Annotated in this window: 13 protein-coding genes; 5 read left to right on the top strand and 8 right to left on the bottom strand. The window is 70.7% G+C overall.

Annotated elements, in window-relative coordinates; genetic code table 11:
- Window positions 1–209: 209 nt before the first annotated feature.
- The 7 genes from BKK80_RS23285 to BKK80_RS23255 form a co-directional block, all read right to left on the bottom strand.
- Complete coding sequence (locus BKK80_RS23285) at window positions 210–1,397, bottom strand: acyl-CoA dehydrogenase family protein (RefSeq protein WP_071016689.1); 1,188 nt, start codon at window positions 1,395–1,397, stop codon at window positions 210–212.
- A gap of 101 nt (window positions 1,398–1,498) precedes the next feature.
- Complete coding sequence (locus tag BKK80_RS23280; protein ID WP_071071498.1) at window positions 1,499–2,665, bottom strand: thiolase C-terminal domain-containing protein; 1,167 nt, start codon at window positions 2,663–2,665, stop codon at window positions 1,499–1,501.
- A gap of 62 nt (window positions 2,666–2,727) precedes the next feature.
- Window positions 2,728–3,507 (bottom strand): enoyl-CoA hydratase/isomerase family protein, encoded by a 780-nt coding sequence (locus BKK80_RS23275; RefSeq protein ID WP_071071496.1) that lies wholly within the window; start codon window positions 3,505–3,507, stop codon window positions 2,728–2,730.
- Window positions 3,508–3,552: 45 nt separating this feature from the next.
- Entirely contained in the window at window positions 3,553–4,539 is a 987-nt protein-coding gene (locus tag BKK80_RS23270) for a tripartite tricarboxylate transporter substrate binding protein (protein WP_071016694.1), read from the bottom strand.
- A gap of 153 nt (window positions 4,540–4,692) precedes the next feature.
- Window positions 4,693–6,441, bottom strand: a complete 1,749-nt coding sequence (locus BKK80_RS23265; RefSeq protein ID WP_071071494.1) for a long-chain fatty acid--CoA ligase — start codon at window positions 6,439–6,441, stop codon at window positions 4,693–4,695.
- Between the two features lie 74 nt (window positions 6,442–6,515).
- Window positions 6,516–7,553 (bottom strand): Bug family tripartite tricarboxylate transporter substrate binding protein, encoded by a 1,038-nt coding sequence (locus tag BKK80_RS23260; RefSeq protein ID WP_071021787.1) that lies wholly within the window; start codon window positions 7,551–7,553, stop codon window positions 6,516–6,518.
- Between the two features lie 69 nt (window positions 7,554–7,622).
- Complete coding sequence (locus tag BKK80_RS23255) at window positions 7,623–8,630, bottom strand: tripartite tricarboxylate transporter substrate binding protein (RefSeq protein WP_071016698.1); 1,008 nt, start codon at window positions 8,628–8,630, stop codon at window positions 7,623–7,625.
- A gap of 236 nt (window positions 8,631–8,866) precedes the next feature.
- On the opposite strand from BKK80_RS23255, the gene BKK80_RS23250 reads away from it, so the two are divergent.
- Window positions 8,867–10,018, top strand: a complete 1,152-nt coding sequence (locus BKK80_RS23250) for an AraC family transcriptional regulator (RefSeq protein ID WP_071016700.1) — start codon at window positions 8,867–8,869, stop codon at window positions 10,016–10,018.
- Window positions 10,019–10,057: 39 nt separating this feature from the next.
- Here BKK80_RS23250 and BKK80_RS23245 read toward each other — a convergent pair whose 3' ends face one another.
- Window positions 10,058–10,870: a GntR family transcriptional regulator gene (locus tag BKK80_RS23245; protein ID WP_071039502.1), complete on the bottom strand. Its 813-nt coding sequence runs from the start codon at window positions 10,868–10,870 to the stop codon at window positions 10,058–10,060.
- Window positions 10,871–11,148: 278 nt separating this feature from the next.
- Here BKK80_RS23245 and BKK80_RS23240 point away from each other — a divergent pair, with 278 nt between their 5' ends.
- The 4 genes from BKK80_RS23240 (at window position 11,149) to BKK80_RS23225 (ending at window position 15,757) form a co-directional block, all read left to right on the top strand.
- Window positions 11,149–12,762 carry an ABC transporter substrate-binding protein gene (locus BKK80_RS23240; protein ID WP_071071492.1) on the top strand — a complete coding sequence of 538 codons (1,614 nt, stop codon included), beginning with the start codon at window positions 11,149–11,151 and terminating at the stop codon, window positions 12,760–12,762.
- A gap of 115 nt (window positions 12,763–12,877) precedes the next feature.
- A complete protein-coding gene (locus BKK80_RS23235) occupies window positions 12,878–13,789 on the top strand; it encodes an ABC transporter permease (RefSeq protein WP_071071490.1) in 912 nt (303 codons plus the stop codon).
- The gene (locus tag BKK80_RS23230) at window positions 13,782–14,702 is read left to right on the top strand and encodes an ABC transporter permease (RefSeq protein ID WP_071071487.1); all 921 of its coding nucleotides are present in this window, start codon (window positions 13,782–13,784) and stop codon (window positions 14,700–14,702) included. Before BKK80_RS23235 ends, BKK80_RS23230 begins: the two co-directional genes overlap by 8 nt.
- A gap of 86 nt (window positions 14,703–14,788) precedes the next feature.
- The gene (locus tag BKK80_RS23225) at window positions 14,789–15,757 is read left to right on the top strand and encodes an ABC transporter ATP-binding protein (RefSeq protein ID WP_071039499.1); all 969 of its coding nucleotides are present in this window, start codon (window positions 14,789–14,791) and stop codon (window positions 15,755–15,757) included.
- Window positions 15,758–15,762 lie beyond the last annotated feature (5 nt).

Genomic DNA, 15,762 nt, shown 5'->3' with positions numbered 1-15,762 from the left:
CCCCACCCGCTTCTGTCGGTCTATCCGACCACTTTCTGGTCACACCTTACACCTTATGCCGCGGGCGTGCACAGGTGCTTTTGTAACGAGAAACCTCAGGCCCAAAGAGAACGCCGGCGCGAAGGCCGGCGGCACAAGCGATTGCGGGCGGTCTACTGCGAACGCCCTAGTGCATTCGCACGAGCGCGGATGCATGCAGCGCGGCGTGGCTATAACGTGCGCGCCACCAGCTCCTTCATGATCTCGTTGGAGCCGCCATAGATCTTGCTGACGCGCGCATTGGCGTACATGCGCGCGATCGGGTACTCCAGCATGTAGCCATAGCCGCCATGCAGCTGCAGGCATTCGTCGATGACCTCGCAGTTGCGCTGCGAGCACCACCACTTGGCCATGGCGGCGGTGGCGGCGTCGAGCTTGCCGTCCATCAGCCGCACCATGCAGTCGTCAACGAAGGTGGCGGCAATGGTGGCATTGGTCTTGCACTCCGCCAGCTTGAAGCGGGTGTTCTGCAGGTCCAGCAGCGGCTGGCCGAACACCTTGCGCTCGCGCACGTAGTCCGTGGTCAGCTCGATCGCGCGATGCATGCTGGCCACCGCGCCGAGCGCGATGATCATGCGCTCCTGCGGCAGCTGCTGCATCAGCTGGTAGAAGCCCTGCCCCTCCGTCTCGCCGAGCAGGTTGGCCACCGGCACGCGCACGTCATCGAAGAACAGCTCGGCCGTGTCCTGCCCCTTCTGCCCGATCTTCTCCAGGATCCGGCCGCGGCGGAAGCCCGGCAGGTCACGCGTCTCGACCATGATCAGCGACACGCCGCGCGCGCCGGCCTCCGGGTCGGTCTTGGCGACCACGCACACCAGGTCGGCGTGATAGCCGTTGGTGATGAAGGTCTTCGCACCGTTGATGCGATAGCATTCGCCATCCTGGGTCACTTCACGCACCGCGCGGGTGCGCACGGACTTCAGGTCGGAGCCCGCGCCGGGCTCCGACATGGCGATGGCGGCCACCAGCTCGCCCGTGGCCATCTTCGGCAGCCACTTGCGCTTCTGCTCCTCGGTACCGTAGTTGAGCAGGTAATGCGCCACGATGCCGCTGTGCACGCCGTTACCCAGGCTGGAGACGATGGCGCGCGCCATTTCCATGGTGATCACCGCCTCATGGGCGAAGTTGCCGCCGCCGCCGCCGTATTCCTCGGGAATACTGGCACACAGCAGGCCGACCTCGCCGGCGCGGTTCCACACCTCGCGGTCGATATAGCCGCGCTCCGCCCAGCGCGCCTCGTGGGGCGCCAGCTCGCGCTCGATGAAGCGCCGCACGGTTTCCTGGAACAGGCGCAGGTCGTCGGTCATCCACGGGGTGGGCCGCGGCGCCATTTCATTGTGTCTGTCTTGCGCTCCCATGGTCTTTCTCCTGGTTCGTTGCAGTTGGGATGAATGCGGATTGGGTCATGGCCGGTTGCGGCGGAAGGCCGCCGCGACCGGCTGCCGGGGCGGCCTGGCCATCATCGGCCCGCCGCGCGGTAAAGCCCGACGACGCAGGCGCCGCCGAGTCCAAGCGTGTGCTGCAATGCAATACGGGCACCCTCGACCTGGCGCGCCCCGGCGCTGCCGCGCAGCTGCCACACCAGCTCGGCGCACTGCGCCAGCCCGGTCGCCCCGGGCGGGTTGCCGCGCGCCAGCAGGCCGCCGGACGGATTGGTCACGATCGCGCCGCCGTAGGTATTGCCGCCGTCGAGCACGAAGCGCTCGGCCGTGCCCGGCGCCGTCAGCCCGAGCGCCTCATAGGTGATCAGCTCATTGGCGGTCGCGCTGTCGTGCAGTTCGACCAGGTCGAGGTCGGCGGGGCCGAGGCCCGCGGCTTCATAGACCTGGCGCGCCGCCGCCTGCGCCATGTCGGCGCCCGCCAGGCAGCGCAGGTCGGCTCCCTCGAGCGCGGACGGCAGGGCCGAGGCCATCGCCTGGGCAGCGATCTCGACCTGCCGCGGCAGACCGTGCCGGCGCGCGAAGACGGGCGAGCAGAGCACCGCGGCGGCGGCCCCGCTGGCGGGCCGGCAGCACTGCAGGCGGGTCAGCGGCGCGAACACGGTGGGCGAGGCCATCACCTCGGCCAGGCCGAGCGGCGTGCGCGCCAGCGCGCCCGGATTGCTCGCACCATGCCGGCGGGCCTTGACGGCGATGTGCCCGAGTGTCTCCGCCCGCAGCCCATGCTCGCGCATATAGGCCCGCGCGGCACCGCCGAAGAACTGGGCCTCGCATGGCACTTCCGGATCGAAGCCCTGCAGATCGTCGAGCGCATCGAGGAAGGCCTCCGGCAGGTCCGCCGAGGCGCCCGCCCCGGGCTGGTCGAAGCCCAGCGCCAACGCACATTCCACCGCACCGCAGGCGACCGCCTGCCGCGCGAGGAACAAGGCCACCGCACCGCTCGCGTCGTGGCTGCTGACATTGACCACCGGGATGCCGGTCATGCCCAGGCCATACAGCGCGCGCTGGCCGCCGAAGGGATCGCCGCAGGCGTGGCCGGCATAGGCCTGCTCGACCTGGGCATAGGACAGCCCGGCGTCGTCCAGCGCCGCGCGCGCGGCGCGCGCGCCCAGCGCGGCTTCGCTGCCGCCCGCGCCCGGCTCGTGGAACGGCACCATGGCCACGCCCACCACGCACACGCTCTCCATCGGCCTGTCTCCTGTGCTGTGTCCTGTGCCTGTGTCTTGTGCCGGCGCCCGCGCGGTCCTGGTCAGTCCGGCCAGCGATAGCGCGCCGGCTGCTTGTCGAGGAAGCGCGTCGCCGCCTGCTCGCGGTACTCGGTGGCGAAGGCGATGCCCTGCCCGTCCGCCTCCATCTCGAGCATGCTGTGCAAGTCCTGGTTGAGCGATGCGTTGAGTGCCCGCTTGGTCAACGCCAGCGCCACCGGCGAGGCCTCGGTGAAGGCGGAGGCGATGGCGCGCGCCCGTGCCTGCAGGGCCTCGGCCGGCACGATCTCCATGACGATGCCCTCGTCGCGCGCCGCCTCGGCGCTCAGCTCCCGCATCGAGAACATCAAGGCCTTGGCGCGCTGCAGGCCGATCATGCGCGGCAGTGTGTAGAAAGCGCCACAATCGGGAATCAGGCCGAGGCGCAGGAAGGGCAGCGCGAAGCGCGCGCGCGGCGTGGCCAGCACGATGTCGGCGGTCAGCGCCAGGCTGAAGCCGGCACCGAAGGCGGCGCCGTCGACGGCGGCGATGACCGGGCGGTCGAGCTGGATCAGGTCTTCCAGCCACGGGTGGATGGCTGCCAGGCGCTGGCGCCCCTGGTCGGCGCTGATCTGGCCCTTCATCGTGCTGATGTCGCCACCGGAACAGAAGTCGGTGCCGGCGCCGGTCAGGATCAGGGCGCGCACCGAGCTGTCCTGGCGCAGGCCGTGGATCACCTCGCCGATCTCGCGGCGCATGGTGCCGTTGAGGGCGTTCTTGCGTGCCGGGTAGTCCAGCGTCAGCGTGGCGATGCCGTCCTCGACGGCGTAGCGGATGGTTTCCATCGGAGTCTCCTGTGGCCTGTCACGTGGCGGCCGCGGCGGGCCGCTTCAATCGAGCTGGATATGGGCATCGCGCACGATGCGCGCCCACTTGGGCGTATCGGTCGCGACCACCGCGGCCAGTTCTTCCGGGGTCGAGCCCACCGGCTGCAGCCCCATGTCGGCCAGCCGCTGCGACACATCGGGCAGGCGGGTGATGCGCACGATCTCCGCCGACAAGCGCGACGAAACGTCGCGCGGCGCGCCGGCGGGCAGGAAGAAGGCGAACCAGCCGTTCGGCTCGAAGCCGGCGAAGCCCGCCTCGGCGAAGGTCGGCACCGCCGGCAGCGCCTTGTGGCGCTGCGTGCCGGTGATGGCCAGCACGCGGAACTTGCCGGAAGTCACGTAGGCATTGGCGGAGGTGACGTCGACGAAGGCGGAGTCCACCTGCCCGCCCAGCACGTCGCTGACCAGCGGCGCGGCCCCCTTGTAGGGAATGTGGACCAGGTCGATGCCGGCACGCATCTTGAGCTGCTCGCCGTGCAGGTGGGCCGAGGTACCGTTGCCGTAGGAGCCATAGCTGAGCTTGCCGGGGCTGGCCTTGGCCAACGCGACGAACTCCGCCAGCGTGCGCGCCGGCACGCGGTTGGGCACCACGAACAGGTCCGACGAACGCGCCACCAGCGAGACCGGCGCGAAGTCGCGCTCGACGTTGTAGGGAATCTTCTTGTACAGGCCGGGCGACTGGATCATCGCCGTGATGCCGAGCAGCACGGTATAGCCATCCGGCGCGGCCTTGGCGACGATGTCGTTGCCCAGCATGCCGCTGGCGCCGGGCTTGTTGTCCACCACCACCGGCTGGCCCCAGTTCTGTGACAGCTTCTGCCCGATCAGCCGCGCCACGGTGTCGGTGCCGCCGCCGGCCGGATACGGCACCACCAGGCGCAGCGGGCGTGCCGGGTAGTCGCCCTGGGCGCGCACGCCCCAGCTCGTCAATGCGGCGCCGCCGCCCAGTGCGGCGGCCTGTGCCAGCCACTGCCTTCTCTGCTTGTCCATTGCTGTCTCCTCGTTCTCGTTGCGGGGCGCGCCGGCGCCCTCTTCTTGCCTGTCCGGCCCCGCCCTGCCGCGGGCGGCGGGCCTGCCCGCGGCCACCGCTTGTCGTCCGCTGTCGTCCGCTGCTGCCCGTTGTCGCCCGTTGCCGTCCGCCGCCTACTCCACCGCGCGCGCCGGCGCGGCATTCTCGGCCTCCTGCAGCGCGCGCCACTGGATCTTGCCGGTGCCCGACTTCGGCAGCGCCTCGACGAACTCCACCAGGCGCGGCACCTTGTAGGCGGCCAGGCGCTCGCGGCACCACTGCATGATCTGTTCGGCGCCGGCCTCATCGCGCCCTTGCATGCCCGGCTTGAGGGCGATCACCGCCTTGACGGTCTCGCCCCGCCGCGCGTCCTTGGCGGCGATCACGCAGGCTTCATGGACGGCCGGGTGCCCGTACAGCAGGTTTTCCACCTCGGCCGGCCACACCTTGAAGCCGGAGGCGTTGATCATGCGCTTGAGGCGATCGCGCATGAAGAAGTAGCCATCCGCATCGATGAAGCCCAGGTCGCCGGTGCGCAGGAAGCGCTTGCCGTCGATCTCGATGAAGGTCTCGGCGTCCGCCTCCGGGTTGCGCCAGTAGCCGCGCATCACCTGGGCCCCGCTGGCGACGATCTCGCCCAGCTCGCCCTGGGGCAGCTCGGCGCCGCTGTGCGGATCGATCACGCGCGCGTCGACGCCGAAGGTGGCGATGCCGAGGCATTCGCGCTTGGGCCGCTGGCGTGGGTTGGAGAGCAGGAAGGCGGCGGTCTCGGTCAGGCCGTAGGCTTCGACGTAGCCCAGGCCGAAGCGCTCCTGCAGCATATTGGCCACGGCGTCGGGCATGGCCGCCCCGCCACCGCCGAGGAAGGCCAGGCTCGACAGGTCGCGCTCCAGGATGCCCGGCTGCGAAAAGAAGTCGACCAGCATGGCTGGCGGCGCGCCCCAGTTGGAAACCCGGTAGCGCTCGATCATGTCTGCTGCCAGCGCACGCTCCCAGCGCGGCAGCAGCACGATGGTGGCACCCAGGTAAAGCGGCGCGTGGATGCCGTTCTGCATGCCCAGCAGGTGGAACATCGGCGCCACCGACAGGAAGACCGCCTCGGGCGTGTTGCTGCGCCAGATCTGCGAACCCACGGCCGCGCTCATCAGGGTGCCGTGGGTGTGCATGCAGCCCTTGGGATGGCCGGTGGTGCCCGAGGTGTAGGCCAGCATGCACAGGGTGTCGAATCCGGCGGCGTGCGGCAGCGGGGCCAGGCCGGCCGCCTCGGCATCCTGCCAGCGCACCAGCGTACAGCCGGCCGGGGCCCGCGCCGACAGCGGCGCGCGCTCGCGCAGCCAGGCGGGCACGGACGGGCCGTCCGCCTCCTGCGCCGGCTCGGGCAGCATGTCGGCATAGTCGTGCACGATCACATGCGGCAGCGCCTCGCCGTGCAGCGGCGCCAGCCGCTCGTACAGCTCGGCCGCAGCGAACGCCACGCGCGCGCCGCTGTCGCCGGCCACGTGCGCCAGTTCGTCGGTCAGCCACATCGGGTTGGCCGGCACCACCACCGCCTCGGCACGCAGGATGGCGTAGTAGGCAATGATGAACTGCGGACAGTTCTGGCTGTAGAGCAGCACGCGGTCGCCGGGACCGACCCCGCAGGCGCGCTGCAGGTAGCCCGCCATGCGCTCGATCTGCGCATGCAGCTCGGCGTAGCGGATCGCGCGGCTGAAGTACTGGATGGCCGTCTTGCCGGGATAGCGGCGCGCCGCCGCTTCGACGTTGTAGACCAGGCTGGTGCGCGGGATGTGCGCTTCCGCGGGCAGGCCGGTCGGCCAGAACGGGGAGCGGCGGGGAGCGGGGCTGGACGCCTGGGCGGCGCCGGAATGCGGGGACTGCGTCATATCGTGCCAGTGGGTTCAAGCGGAAATGCAGCGCGTCGGGAGGAACTGCGTGCCCCCGCCGCGGGATCGGGCCTTCAGTCGAAGCGGATATTGCGGGTACGGATCACCTTGCCCCAGCGGGCGTAGTCGCTCTGCACGGTCTGGGCGAACGCGTCCGGTGTGCTGCCGCTGAGCACCACGCCCATCTCGCCCATGCGCCCGCGCAGCGCCGGCGTGGCCAGGATGCGGTTCACGTCGGCGGCGTACTTGTCGACGATCTGCCGCGGCGTCGCCGCCGGCAGCAGCAGGCCGAACCAGCCCATCGACTCCATGCCGCCGATGCCCGCCTCGGCGAAGGTCGGCACGCCCGGCAACTGGGGCGCACGCGCCGGGCCGGTCACCGCCAGCGCGCGCAGGCGGCCGCTGGCCACATGCGGCTTGGCGCCCATCACCGAGATGATGGCGGCGGGCACCTGGCCGCCCAGCAGGTCGTTGAGTTCGGCGGCCTCGCCCTTGTAGGACACATGGGTCATGTCGAGGCGGGCCGACTCCTTGAAGATCTCGCCGTACAGGTGGCCGCTGGACCCGGTGCCGAAGGAGCCGTAGGAATACTTGCCGGGAGCGGCGCGCACCAGGGCGATGAATTCGGCCAGGGTGCTGGCCGGCACCGACTGATGGACCGCCAGTACCAGGCTGGTGGTACCCAGTTCCGACACCGGCACGAAGTCCCTGACCGGGTCGACCGGCGCCTTGGCGTAGAGGCTGGGCGCCTGCACCAGGGTGGTGATGGTGAGCAGCGCGGTGTGGCCGTCGGGCGCCGCCTTGGCCACCGCGTCGGCACCGATCATGCCGCTCGCGCCGGGCTTGTTCTCCACCACGATGGGGCGCTGCCACTGCTTGCCCAGCGGCTCGGCGATGGCGCGCGCCAGCACGTCGGTGGCGCCGCCGGCCGGATAGGGCACGACGATGCGCACCGGCTTGCTGGGAAAGGCCTGGACGGGCTGGGCCGCGGCCGCGCCGGACATGGCCAGCTGGCCGGCGACCAGCGCGCCGAGCCACAGCCCGGACAGAGCGGACCGGCCGGACCGGCCCCGACGTGCGAACAGCCCGGCCACGCGGCCGCATCCTTGCATGCTGACTGCCTCCTGCATCCCTTTTCCTCCCTGGTTGTCTTTGTGATGGCCCATGCGCCGCTCAGTCCCTCAGTCCATGCGCAGGTCGAGCTTGCGCACCAGCGCGGACCAGTAGCGGTGGTCGGCGGCGGCCACCTTGGCGAACTCCGCCGGCCTGGTGCCTTTCACCAGCACCCCCAGTTCGTCCATGCGCCGGCGGATATCGGGGCCGGCCAGCACGGCGTTGACGTCGGCCGAGACCCTGTCGACGATGGCGGCCGGCGTGCCGGCCGGCGCGAACAGGCCGAACCAGCCGGGCCCGTCGAGGCCGGCGAAACCCTGCTCGGCGAAGGTCGGCACGTCGGGCAGCAGCGGCGAGCGGGTGCTTCCGGTCACCGCCAGCGGACGCACCTTGCCCGAGGCCAGGTGCTGGCGCAGCGCCATCGGCGATACCGTGGCCAGCGACACCTGCTTGCCCAGCAGGTCGTTGAACAGCGGCGCCTCGCCCTTGTAGGGCACGTGGATCATGTCGAGGCCGGCGGCGGCGGTGAACACCTCCATATAGAGGTGGGCGCCGGAACCCGTGCCATAGGTGCCGTAGGAATAGTGGTGCGGGCGACGCCTGGCCTCGGCGACGAAGCCGGCCAGCGAGGCGGGCATGTCGGCGTTGCCGGTCACGACCAGATGCGTGGTGGCCAGCTCCGACACCGGTGCCAGGTCCTTGAGCGGATCGAAGGGCGGCTTGGCGTACTGGCTGGGCACCTGCACCACGCCGGTCAGGGTCAGCAGCAGCGTATGGCCGTCGGGCGGTGCCTTGACCACCGCGTCGGCGCCGATCATGCCGCTCGCGCCGGGCCTGTTCTCCACCACGATGGGGCGCTGCCACTGCTTGCCCAGCGGCTCGGCGATGGCGCGCGCCAGCACGTCGGTGGCGCCGCCGGCCGGATAGGGCACGACGATGCGCACCGGACGGCGCGGGAACGCTGCCGCGGGGGCGGACGCGGCGGTCTGGGCCGCGGCCGGCCCGAGGGCCATGCCCGCCAGCAGCAGCGGTGCGGCTGCCAGCCGATACAGCACCTGGCGACGATTTGCCTGCATCTTGCCTCCTCCTTGCCTCGGTCTGTTGCCTTCGGTCACGAACAGGCGAAGATTGCGCGATGCTGCGCCGCGTGGACAATGACCAATCGGCCCAAAATGATTGGCCGAATCGTTCAGGGCAAAGGCTGCCTTCGGCAAATGCGGATTGCACGCGCCGGCCGGCTGCGGCAAATTGCCTGCAACGGCGCGGGCCAGTCCCGCGAGCGCGACCCGAAGGCGACCAGAAGAGGAGACCCATGCACCGTGCGATGTCCGGCGGACGCGCAGCACCGCCGCCCCCCGCCATGCCGCTGCTGGCACCCGCCGCCCGCGCGCACGCCGCCAGCCGCGTGGCACCGCATGCCGCCGACGGCTGCGCCCAGGCGCGCCACACCATTGCAGTGCAGCATGTCGAGCAGATCCTGCTCGGCGCCCAGCGGCTCGGCCACGATATCGACGCGCTGCTGCGCCGCGCGGGCATCTCGCCGGCCCTGCTGCTGTCGCCCAGCGCCCGCGTCAGCCAGGGCCAGTACGCGGCGCTGATGCGTTCGCTGCGGCGCGTCATGCGCGACGAGTTCTGCGGCCTGCTGTCGCGCCCGGTGCTGCCGGGCGCCCTCGCCCAGGCCTGCGCGGCGGCCATCCACTGCGCCACGCTGGGCGACGCCCTGCGCGCGCTGGTCCGCCACTACCGCCTGCTGATCGACGACTTCGCCCCCCGCCTGCGGGTACAGGACGGCTGCGCCAGCCTGGTGCTGGTGCCGCAGGCGCCCGCCACGCCCTGCAGCCGCTTCGCCGAATCGACCTTCGTGTTCCACGGTTACGGGCTGCTGTGCTGGCTGCTGGCGCGCCGCCTGCCGATCAGCGCCGTCGAGTTGAGCGCGGCGCCGCACGCGCAGCGCCACGACACCGAACGCATCTTCGGCGCCGAGGTCGCCTACGGGCGGCCGCGCACCGCGCTGCACTTCGACGCGGCCTGGCTGCGCCTGCCGCTGGCGCAGGACGCCAGCAGCCTGCAGCGCTTCCTGCGCAGCGCGCCGCGCGACCTGCTGGTGCGCTACCGCGACGACTGCGGCCTGGCCGAGCGCATCCGCCGCCAGCTGCGCTGCCAGCTCGACGGCGAGCTGCCCTCGCTGGAGGCGGTGGCCGCCACCCTGCAGCTCACGCCGCAGACCCTGCGGCGGCGCCTGCGCGAGGAAGGCCGCGGCTACCAGAGCATCAAGGACGACCTGCGCCGCGACGCGGCCATCGGCCTGCTGGAACGCTCCGACCTGCCGCTGCACCAGGTGGCGCTGCGCCTCGGCTACTCGGAGCCGAGCACCTTCCACCGCGCGTTCAAGAAATGGACCGGCGTGGCACCGGGCGAGTACCGCCACCGGCAGCTGGCGGCCGGCCTGGCGGCGGGCGCCTGAGCGGCCCCGGGGCCGCGCCCCGGGCAAGACCTTCCGCCCTCAGATCGTCTGCAGGCGGAAGGCCTCGATGGCTTCGCCGTGGGCCTGGCTCATCTGCCGGATCACCTCGTTGCGGGAATCCTGCATGATCTTGCGCATGGTGCGCTCGGCCTGGTCGGCGCCGCCGGCCTCGATGGCCGCCAGCACCTGCGTGTAGTCGCGCACGCTCTCCTGCCGGCGCGCGCGCGTCATGTAGTCCATGGGGCGGGTGGTGACCCACAGCATCTGCCAGATGCCGTCATGCGGCAGCGTGCGGTAGGCCTGGATCAGCTGCCGGTTGCCGCACGCATGCATCAGGCCCACGCCCATGCGGCCGATGGCGCGCACGAACTCGATCAGCGCCGGCTCGTCCTGGCTTCCCAGATCCTTCAGTTCCGCCAGCCGCTCGCGCAGCGGCGCCAGCGCCGCCTTGTCCGGATTGATGGCCAGGTAGCGCACCGCCAGTGACAGCAGGGCGCTGCGGATATTGAAGATATCGATGACGTCGTTGAGCTGCAGTTCGACGACGAAGGCGCCGCGGCGCGGCGAGATCTCGACCAGGCCTTGCGCCTGCAGCACGCGCAGCGCGTCACGCACCGGCCCGCGGCTGATGCCGAACAGCTCGGCGATCGCTTGCTCCTTGATCTGCTCGCCCGGCGCGTACTGGCCATTGAGAATGGCCTGGCCCAGGTGCTTGGCCACCTGCTCCGGGATGGTGGCCGCGGTCAGCCTGCGGCGGGCAGTGCCTGCCGGTGGCTCGGACGCAGGGCCGTCCGCCACCGCCGCTGCGTCCGGCACCGAGCGCGCCTGCAGGAAGTCGAAAAGTCCGCTCATGACGAGAGGTGGAGAGAGGTGGATACAGAGATGTCCCATTCTATCCGGGCTGGCTTTGCCGCGTAAATCGTCGATTGTTAACAATTGACCGTTGACTTGTGAGTTAAGCGCTTCCATAATTTTTTCCGCCACCCGCGGCGACTGCGCGGGCACGGCCAGCCCCGGCGCGCATCGCCACCCCGGGCGCGGCCGCGACCCGCCGGCGACCGGACCACGTACCAGAAACGGGGGCGGAGACAACCCCGCCGGCCGCGCGCCGGCACCCAAGGAGGAGCACGATGCGTCAGCACTCGCTGCAAGCCTGGATCGGCACCCTCATGCTGGGGGCGCTCGCCTGCGCCGCCGGCCCCGCCGCCGCCCAGGGCAAACCCGCCACACCCACCACGCCCGCCGCCGCCAGCGGCACGCTCACGGTCGCCTTCGCGGCCGAATCCACCACGCTGGACCCGGTCAAGATCTCGGCCGGCGTCGACCACTACTTCGTCGGCCAGATCTTCGAGATGCTGACGCGGCGCAATGCCGCGCTCAAGGACGAGAACTGGCTGGCCGAATCGTGGAAGCTGGAGAACGGCAAGGACGGCAAGCCGGTGCTGGACGTGCGCTTGCGCAAAGGCGTCAGGTTCCACAACAGCGACCCGCTCACGGCCGAGGACTTCGAGTTCTCGTGGCAGCGCCAGCGCGACCCCAAGAGCAGCTTCTTCTCGCACTATGTGTCATCGGTCGAGCGTTTCGAGATCCTCGATCCCTATCATTTCAAGCTCTACTTCAAGGAGCCCGACGCCCAGTTCATCGCGGGCAATATGCAGCTGTGGGCCATGCCCAAGAAGTACATCCAGAAGGTCGGCGAGGAAGAATTCGCGCGCCGCCCGGTCGGCACCGGGCCGTGGAAGTTCGTCTCGCGCACCGTCAAGGACGAACTGCGACTGGAGGCCTTCGACGGCTACTGGAACCAGGCCCACCGGCCGCGCGTGAAGGAGCTGGTGATCAAGATCATCCCCGAGGACATGACGCGCGTGGCGGCCTTCAAGACCGGCAAGGTCGACTGGATCGACAACGTGCCGCCGTCCATGGTCGACGAGTTCAAGAAGATGCCCGGCGTGAAGACCGCCACGCTGGTCAGCGGCAACAATCTCTTCCTGAACTTCAATACGCAGATGCCCAGGTCGCCGTTCAACGACGTACGCGTGCGCCAGGCCGCCGCGCACGCCATCGATGTCGACGCCATCATCAAGCGCGTGCTGTTCGGCCAGGGCGAGCGCTACGCCCAGGTCGGCCAGGGCTCGGTCGGCTACGACCCCGCGCTCAAGCCTTATTCCTACGACCCCAAGCTGGCGCGCGACCTGCTCAAGCAGGCCGGCTACCCCAACGGCTTCGATACACCCTGCTACAACCTGACCACGCCGCGCGAGCCGAGCATGAAGGAGGTCGGCGAGGCGATGTACGCCTACCTGTCCTCGGTCGGCATCCGCTGCCAGGTGCGCAATCTCGAGTACGGCGCCTGGATCAGCCTGGGCAAGCGCGGCCGCAGCGGCCCGCCCGAGATGGACGGCGTGCTGAGCTGGATGTGGTCGCAGGGCCTGCCGGGCGACCCCGGCCTGGCCTGGTCCGGCCACCTGCATAGCTGGCAGCAGGGCAGCGGCTGGGGCACCTACTCCTACACCAGCGACAAGGACATGGACGCCCTGCTGGAGAAGCAGCGCGGCACCATGGATCCGGCCGCCCGCGCCGACCTGCTGCAGCAGATCGCGCGCCTCAAGCAGGAGCGCGTCGAGGGCGGCCTGCCCACCTACCGCCCGCTGGTCACCTTTGCCTGGCGCGACAAGGTCGACTACGTGCCCTGGCCGATCCGCGACTACTGGCGCGCCTTCCAGGAAGTCGGCCTGAAGCCCTAGTGCCCTGAATCACGAATTCGTGGACTCAGGACACTAGCCGGCCGCCGCCGCCCGCACCGCGCGCGCCCGCCACGCGGTGCGGCCTCCCTTCCCTCCCCCGCTGGAGGCACCACGCATGCCCATCGCCAGACGCCTGCTGCACGGCCTCGTCAGCATCCTCGGCGCGAGCGTCATCATCTTCGTGATCTCCCGGCTCTCGGGCGATCCGCTCGCCCTGCTGCTGCCGGCCGACGCCCCGCCCGACGTGATCGAGCAGACCCGGCTGCACCTCGGCCTCGACCGGCCGCTGCTGACGCAATACCTCTACTTCCTCGGCCACGCGCTGAGCGGCGACTTCGGCAACTCCTACCGCTGGCAGGTGCCGGCGCTGGGACTGATCCTGGAGCGGCTGCCGGCCACCGCGGAGCTGGCCGTCGCCGCGCTGCTGTTCTCGGTGGCGATGGCCGTGCCCTTCGGCGTGCTGTCGGCGCGCTACCGCGGCGGCTGGTTCGACCGCTTCGGCAAGGCCTTCGCCATGCTCGGCCAGGCCATGCCCAACTTCTGGGTGGGCCTGCTGCTGATCCTGCTGTTCGCCGTGCGCCTGAACTGGCTGCCGGCCTTCGGCCGGGAAGGACCGGCCAGCCTGGTGCTGCCCGCCATCGCGCTGGGCTGGTACCCGGTGGCGGCGCAGACGCGCGTGGTGCGCTCGGCCATGCTCGACGTGCTCGACAGCGACTACATCCGCATGGGCCGCGCCATGGGCGTGCCCGAGCGCGCGCTGGTGTGGAAGTACGCGCTGCGCAATGCGGCCATCCCGCTGGTCACCATGCTGGGCGTCTACTTCGCCGCCATGCTCGGCGGCGCCTTCGTGGTCGAGGTCATCTTCGCCTGGCCCGGGGTCGGCCGCACCGTGGTGGAAGCCGTGTTCGCGCGCGACTTCCCGGTGGTGCAGGCGGGGGTCATGCTGACCTCGGTGCTGTTCGTGCTGTCCAACACACTGGTCGACCTGAGCTACGGCCTGATCGACCCGAGGATGCGCCATGGCTGATCGCGCCGATGCTTCGATGACCCCGGCCCCGGCCCCTTCTGCGGCCCGGCGGCGCGCGCCGCCGCCGGCCTGGCTGCGCTGGTCCACGCTGGCCGCGCTGCCCTGGTTCCCCTGCGCGGTGTTCGCCGTGCTGCTGGCCTGCGCCCTCGGCGGCGAAGCCCTGCTGCCGCACGATCCGAACGTGCTCGACCTCGGCCTCGCCTTCCAGCCGCCGGCCTGGCTTGCCGGCGGCCACTGGTCCTATCCGCTCGGCACCGACAATATGGGACGCGACGTGCTGTCGCGCATCCTGGCCGGCACCCGCATCTCGCTGGTGGTCGCGCTCTACGCCATCCTGATCTCGGGCGGCATCGGCACCGCGGTGGGCATGGCGGCCGGCTACTTCGGCGGCCGCGTCGACGCGCTCGTCATGCGCCTGGTCGACATCCAGATGTCGATCCCCGCGCTGGCGCTGGCCCTGGTGCTGGCCGCCGTGCTCGGGCCGGGCTTCGAGACGGTGGTGCTGGTCATCGTGGTGACCTACTGGACCTGGTACGCGCGCATCGTGCGCGGCGAAGTGATGTCGCTCAAGCAGCGCGACTACGTCGCGCTGGCGCGCGTGGCCGGCTGCGGCACGCTGGTGATCTTCCGCCGCCACCTGCTGCCCAACCTGCTCAACACCCTGCTGGTGCTGGCCACGCTGCAGGTGGGCCAGGTCATCCTGTTCGAGGCCTCGCTGAGCTTCCTCGGCCTGGGCATCCAGCAACCCGACGTCTCCTGGGGACTGATGCTGGCCGATGCGCGCAACTACATCAGCAATGCCTGGTGGGTCATCACCATGCCGGGCCTGGCCATCATGGCCACCTGCCTGGCATCCAACCTGCTGGGCGACTGGCTGCGCGACCAGTTCGACCCGCGCCGGAGGCAGCTATGAGCGAATCCCTTTCTTCCGCCGCCGAGGCGACGGCCCGCGCGCGGACCGCGGCGCCATCCACCGGCGGGGCGGGCACAGCGGAACCGATGCTGTCGGTGCGCGGCCTGACCACCCACCTGCGCCTGAAGCGCGGCACGGTGCGCGCCGTGGACGGTGTCGACCTGCAGGTCGATGCCGGCGAGACGCTGGGCGTGGTCGGCGAATCCGGCTCGGGCAAGTCGATGACCATCCTCTCCATCATGCGGCTGCTGCCGCGCCAGGGCGGCGTGGCGCTCGGCGGCAGCGTGCGCCTGGACGGCGTGGAACTGCTGCAGCTGCCCGAGGCCACCATGAGCCGCGTCTACCGCGGACGCAAGATCGCCATGGTCTCGCAGGATCCGCTGACCTCGCTCAACCCGGTCTTCACCGTCGGCGACCAGGTCGGCGCGCCCGGCCGCTACCACGGCCTGACGCACGGCCGCGCCGACAACCGCCGCCATGCCGCCGAGGTGCTGGAACGCGTGCACATCCCCTCGCCCGCGACACGGCTGGACGACTACCCCCATCAGTTCAGCGGCGGCATGCGGCAACGCGTGGTCACCGCCATGGCCATCGCCGGCGCGCCACGCCTGCTGGTGGCCGACGAGCCCACCTCGGCGCTGGACGTGACCATCCAGGTGCAGATGATGGCGCTGTTCCGCGACATCCAGCAGAAGACCGGGGTCGGCATCATCCTGATCACCCACGACCTGGGCGTGGCCGCCAGCCTCTGCCACCGCGTGGCGGTGATGTATGCCGGGCGCATCGTCGAGACCGCCGACGTACGCACCCTCTACCGCGAGCCGGCCCACCCTTACACCCAGGCGCTGTTCCGCGCGATCCCCCATTTCGGCCGCCGCCAGGAACGCCTGTTCGCCATTCCCGGCACCCCGCCCAGCCTGGTCGACCCGCCCAAGGGCTGCCGCTTCGCGGCGCGCTGCCCGCAGCGCAAGCCGCTGTGCGAGGACGCCTATCCGCCGGAAGTCGAACTGGCGCCCGGCCACAAGGTCAGCTGCTGGCTGGCCCAGGGCACATGAAGGAG

The organism is Cupriavidus malaysiensis (assembly GCF_001854325.1).
Taxonomy (GTDB): domain Bacteria; phylum Pseudomonadota; class Gammaproteobacteria; order Burkholderiales; family Burkholderiaceae; genus Cupriavidus; species Cupriavidus malaysiensis.
This window is presented reverse-complemented; position numbering and strand designations above follow the sequence as displayed.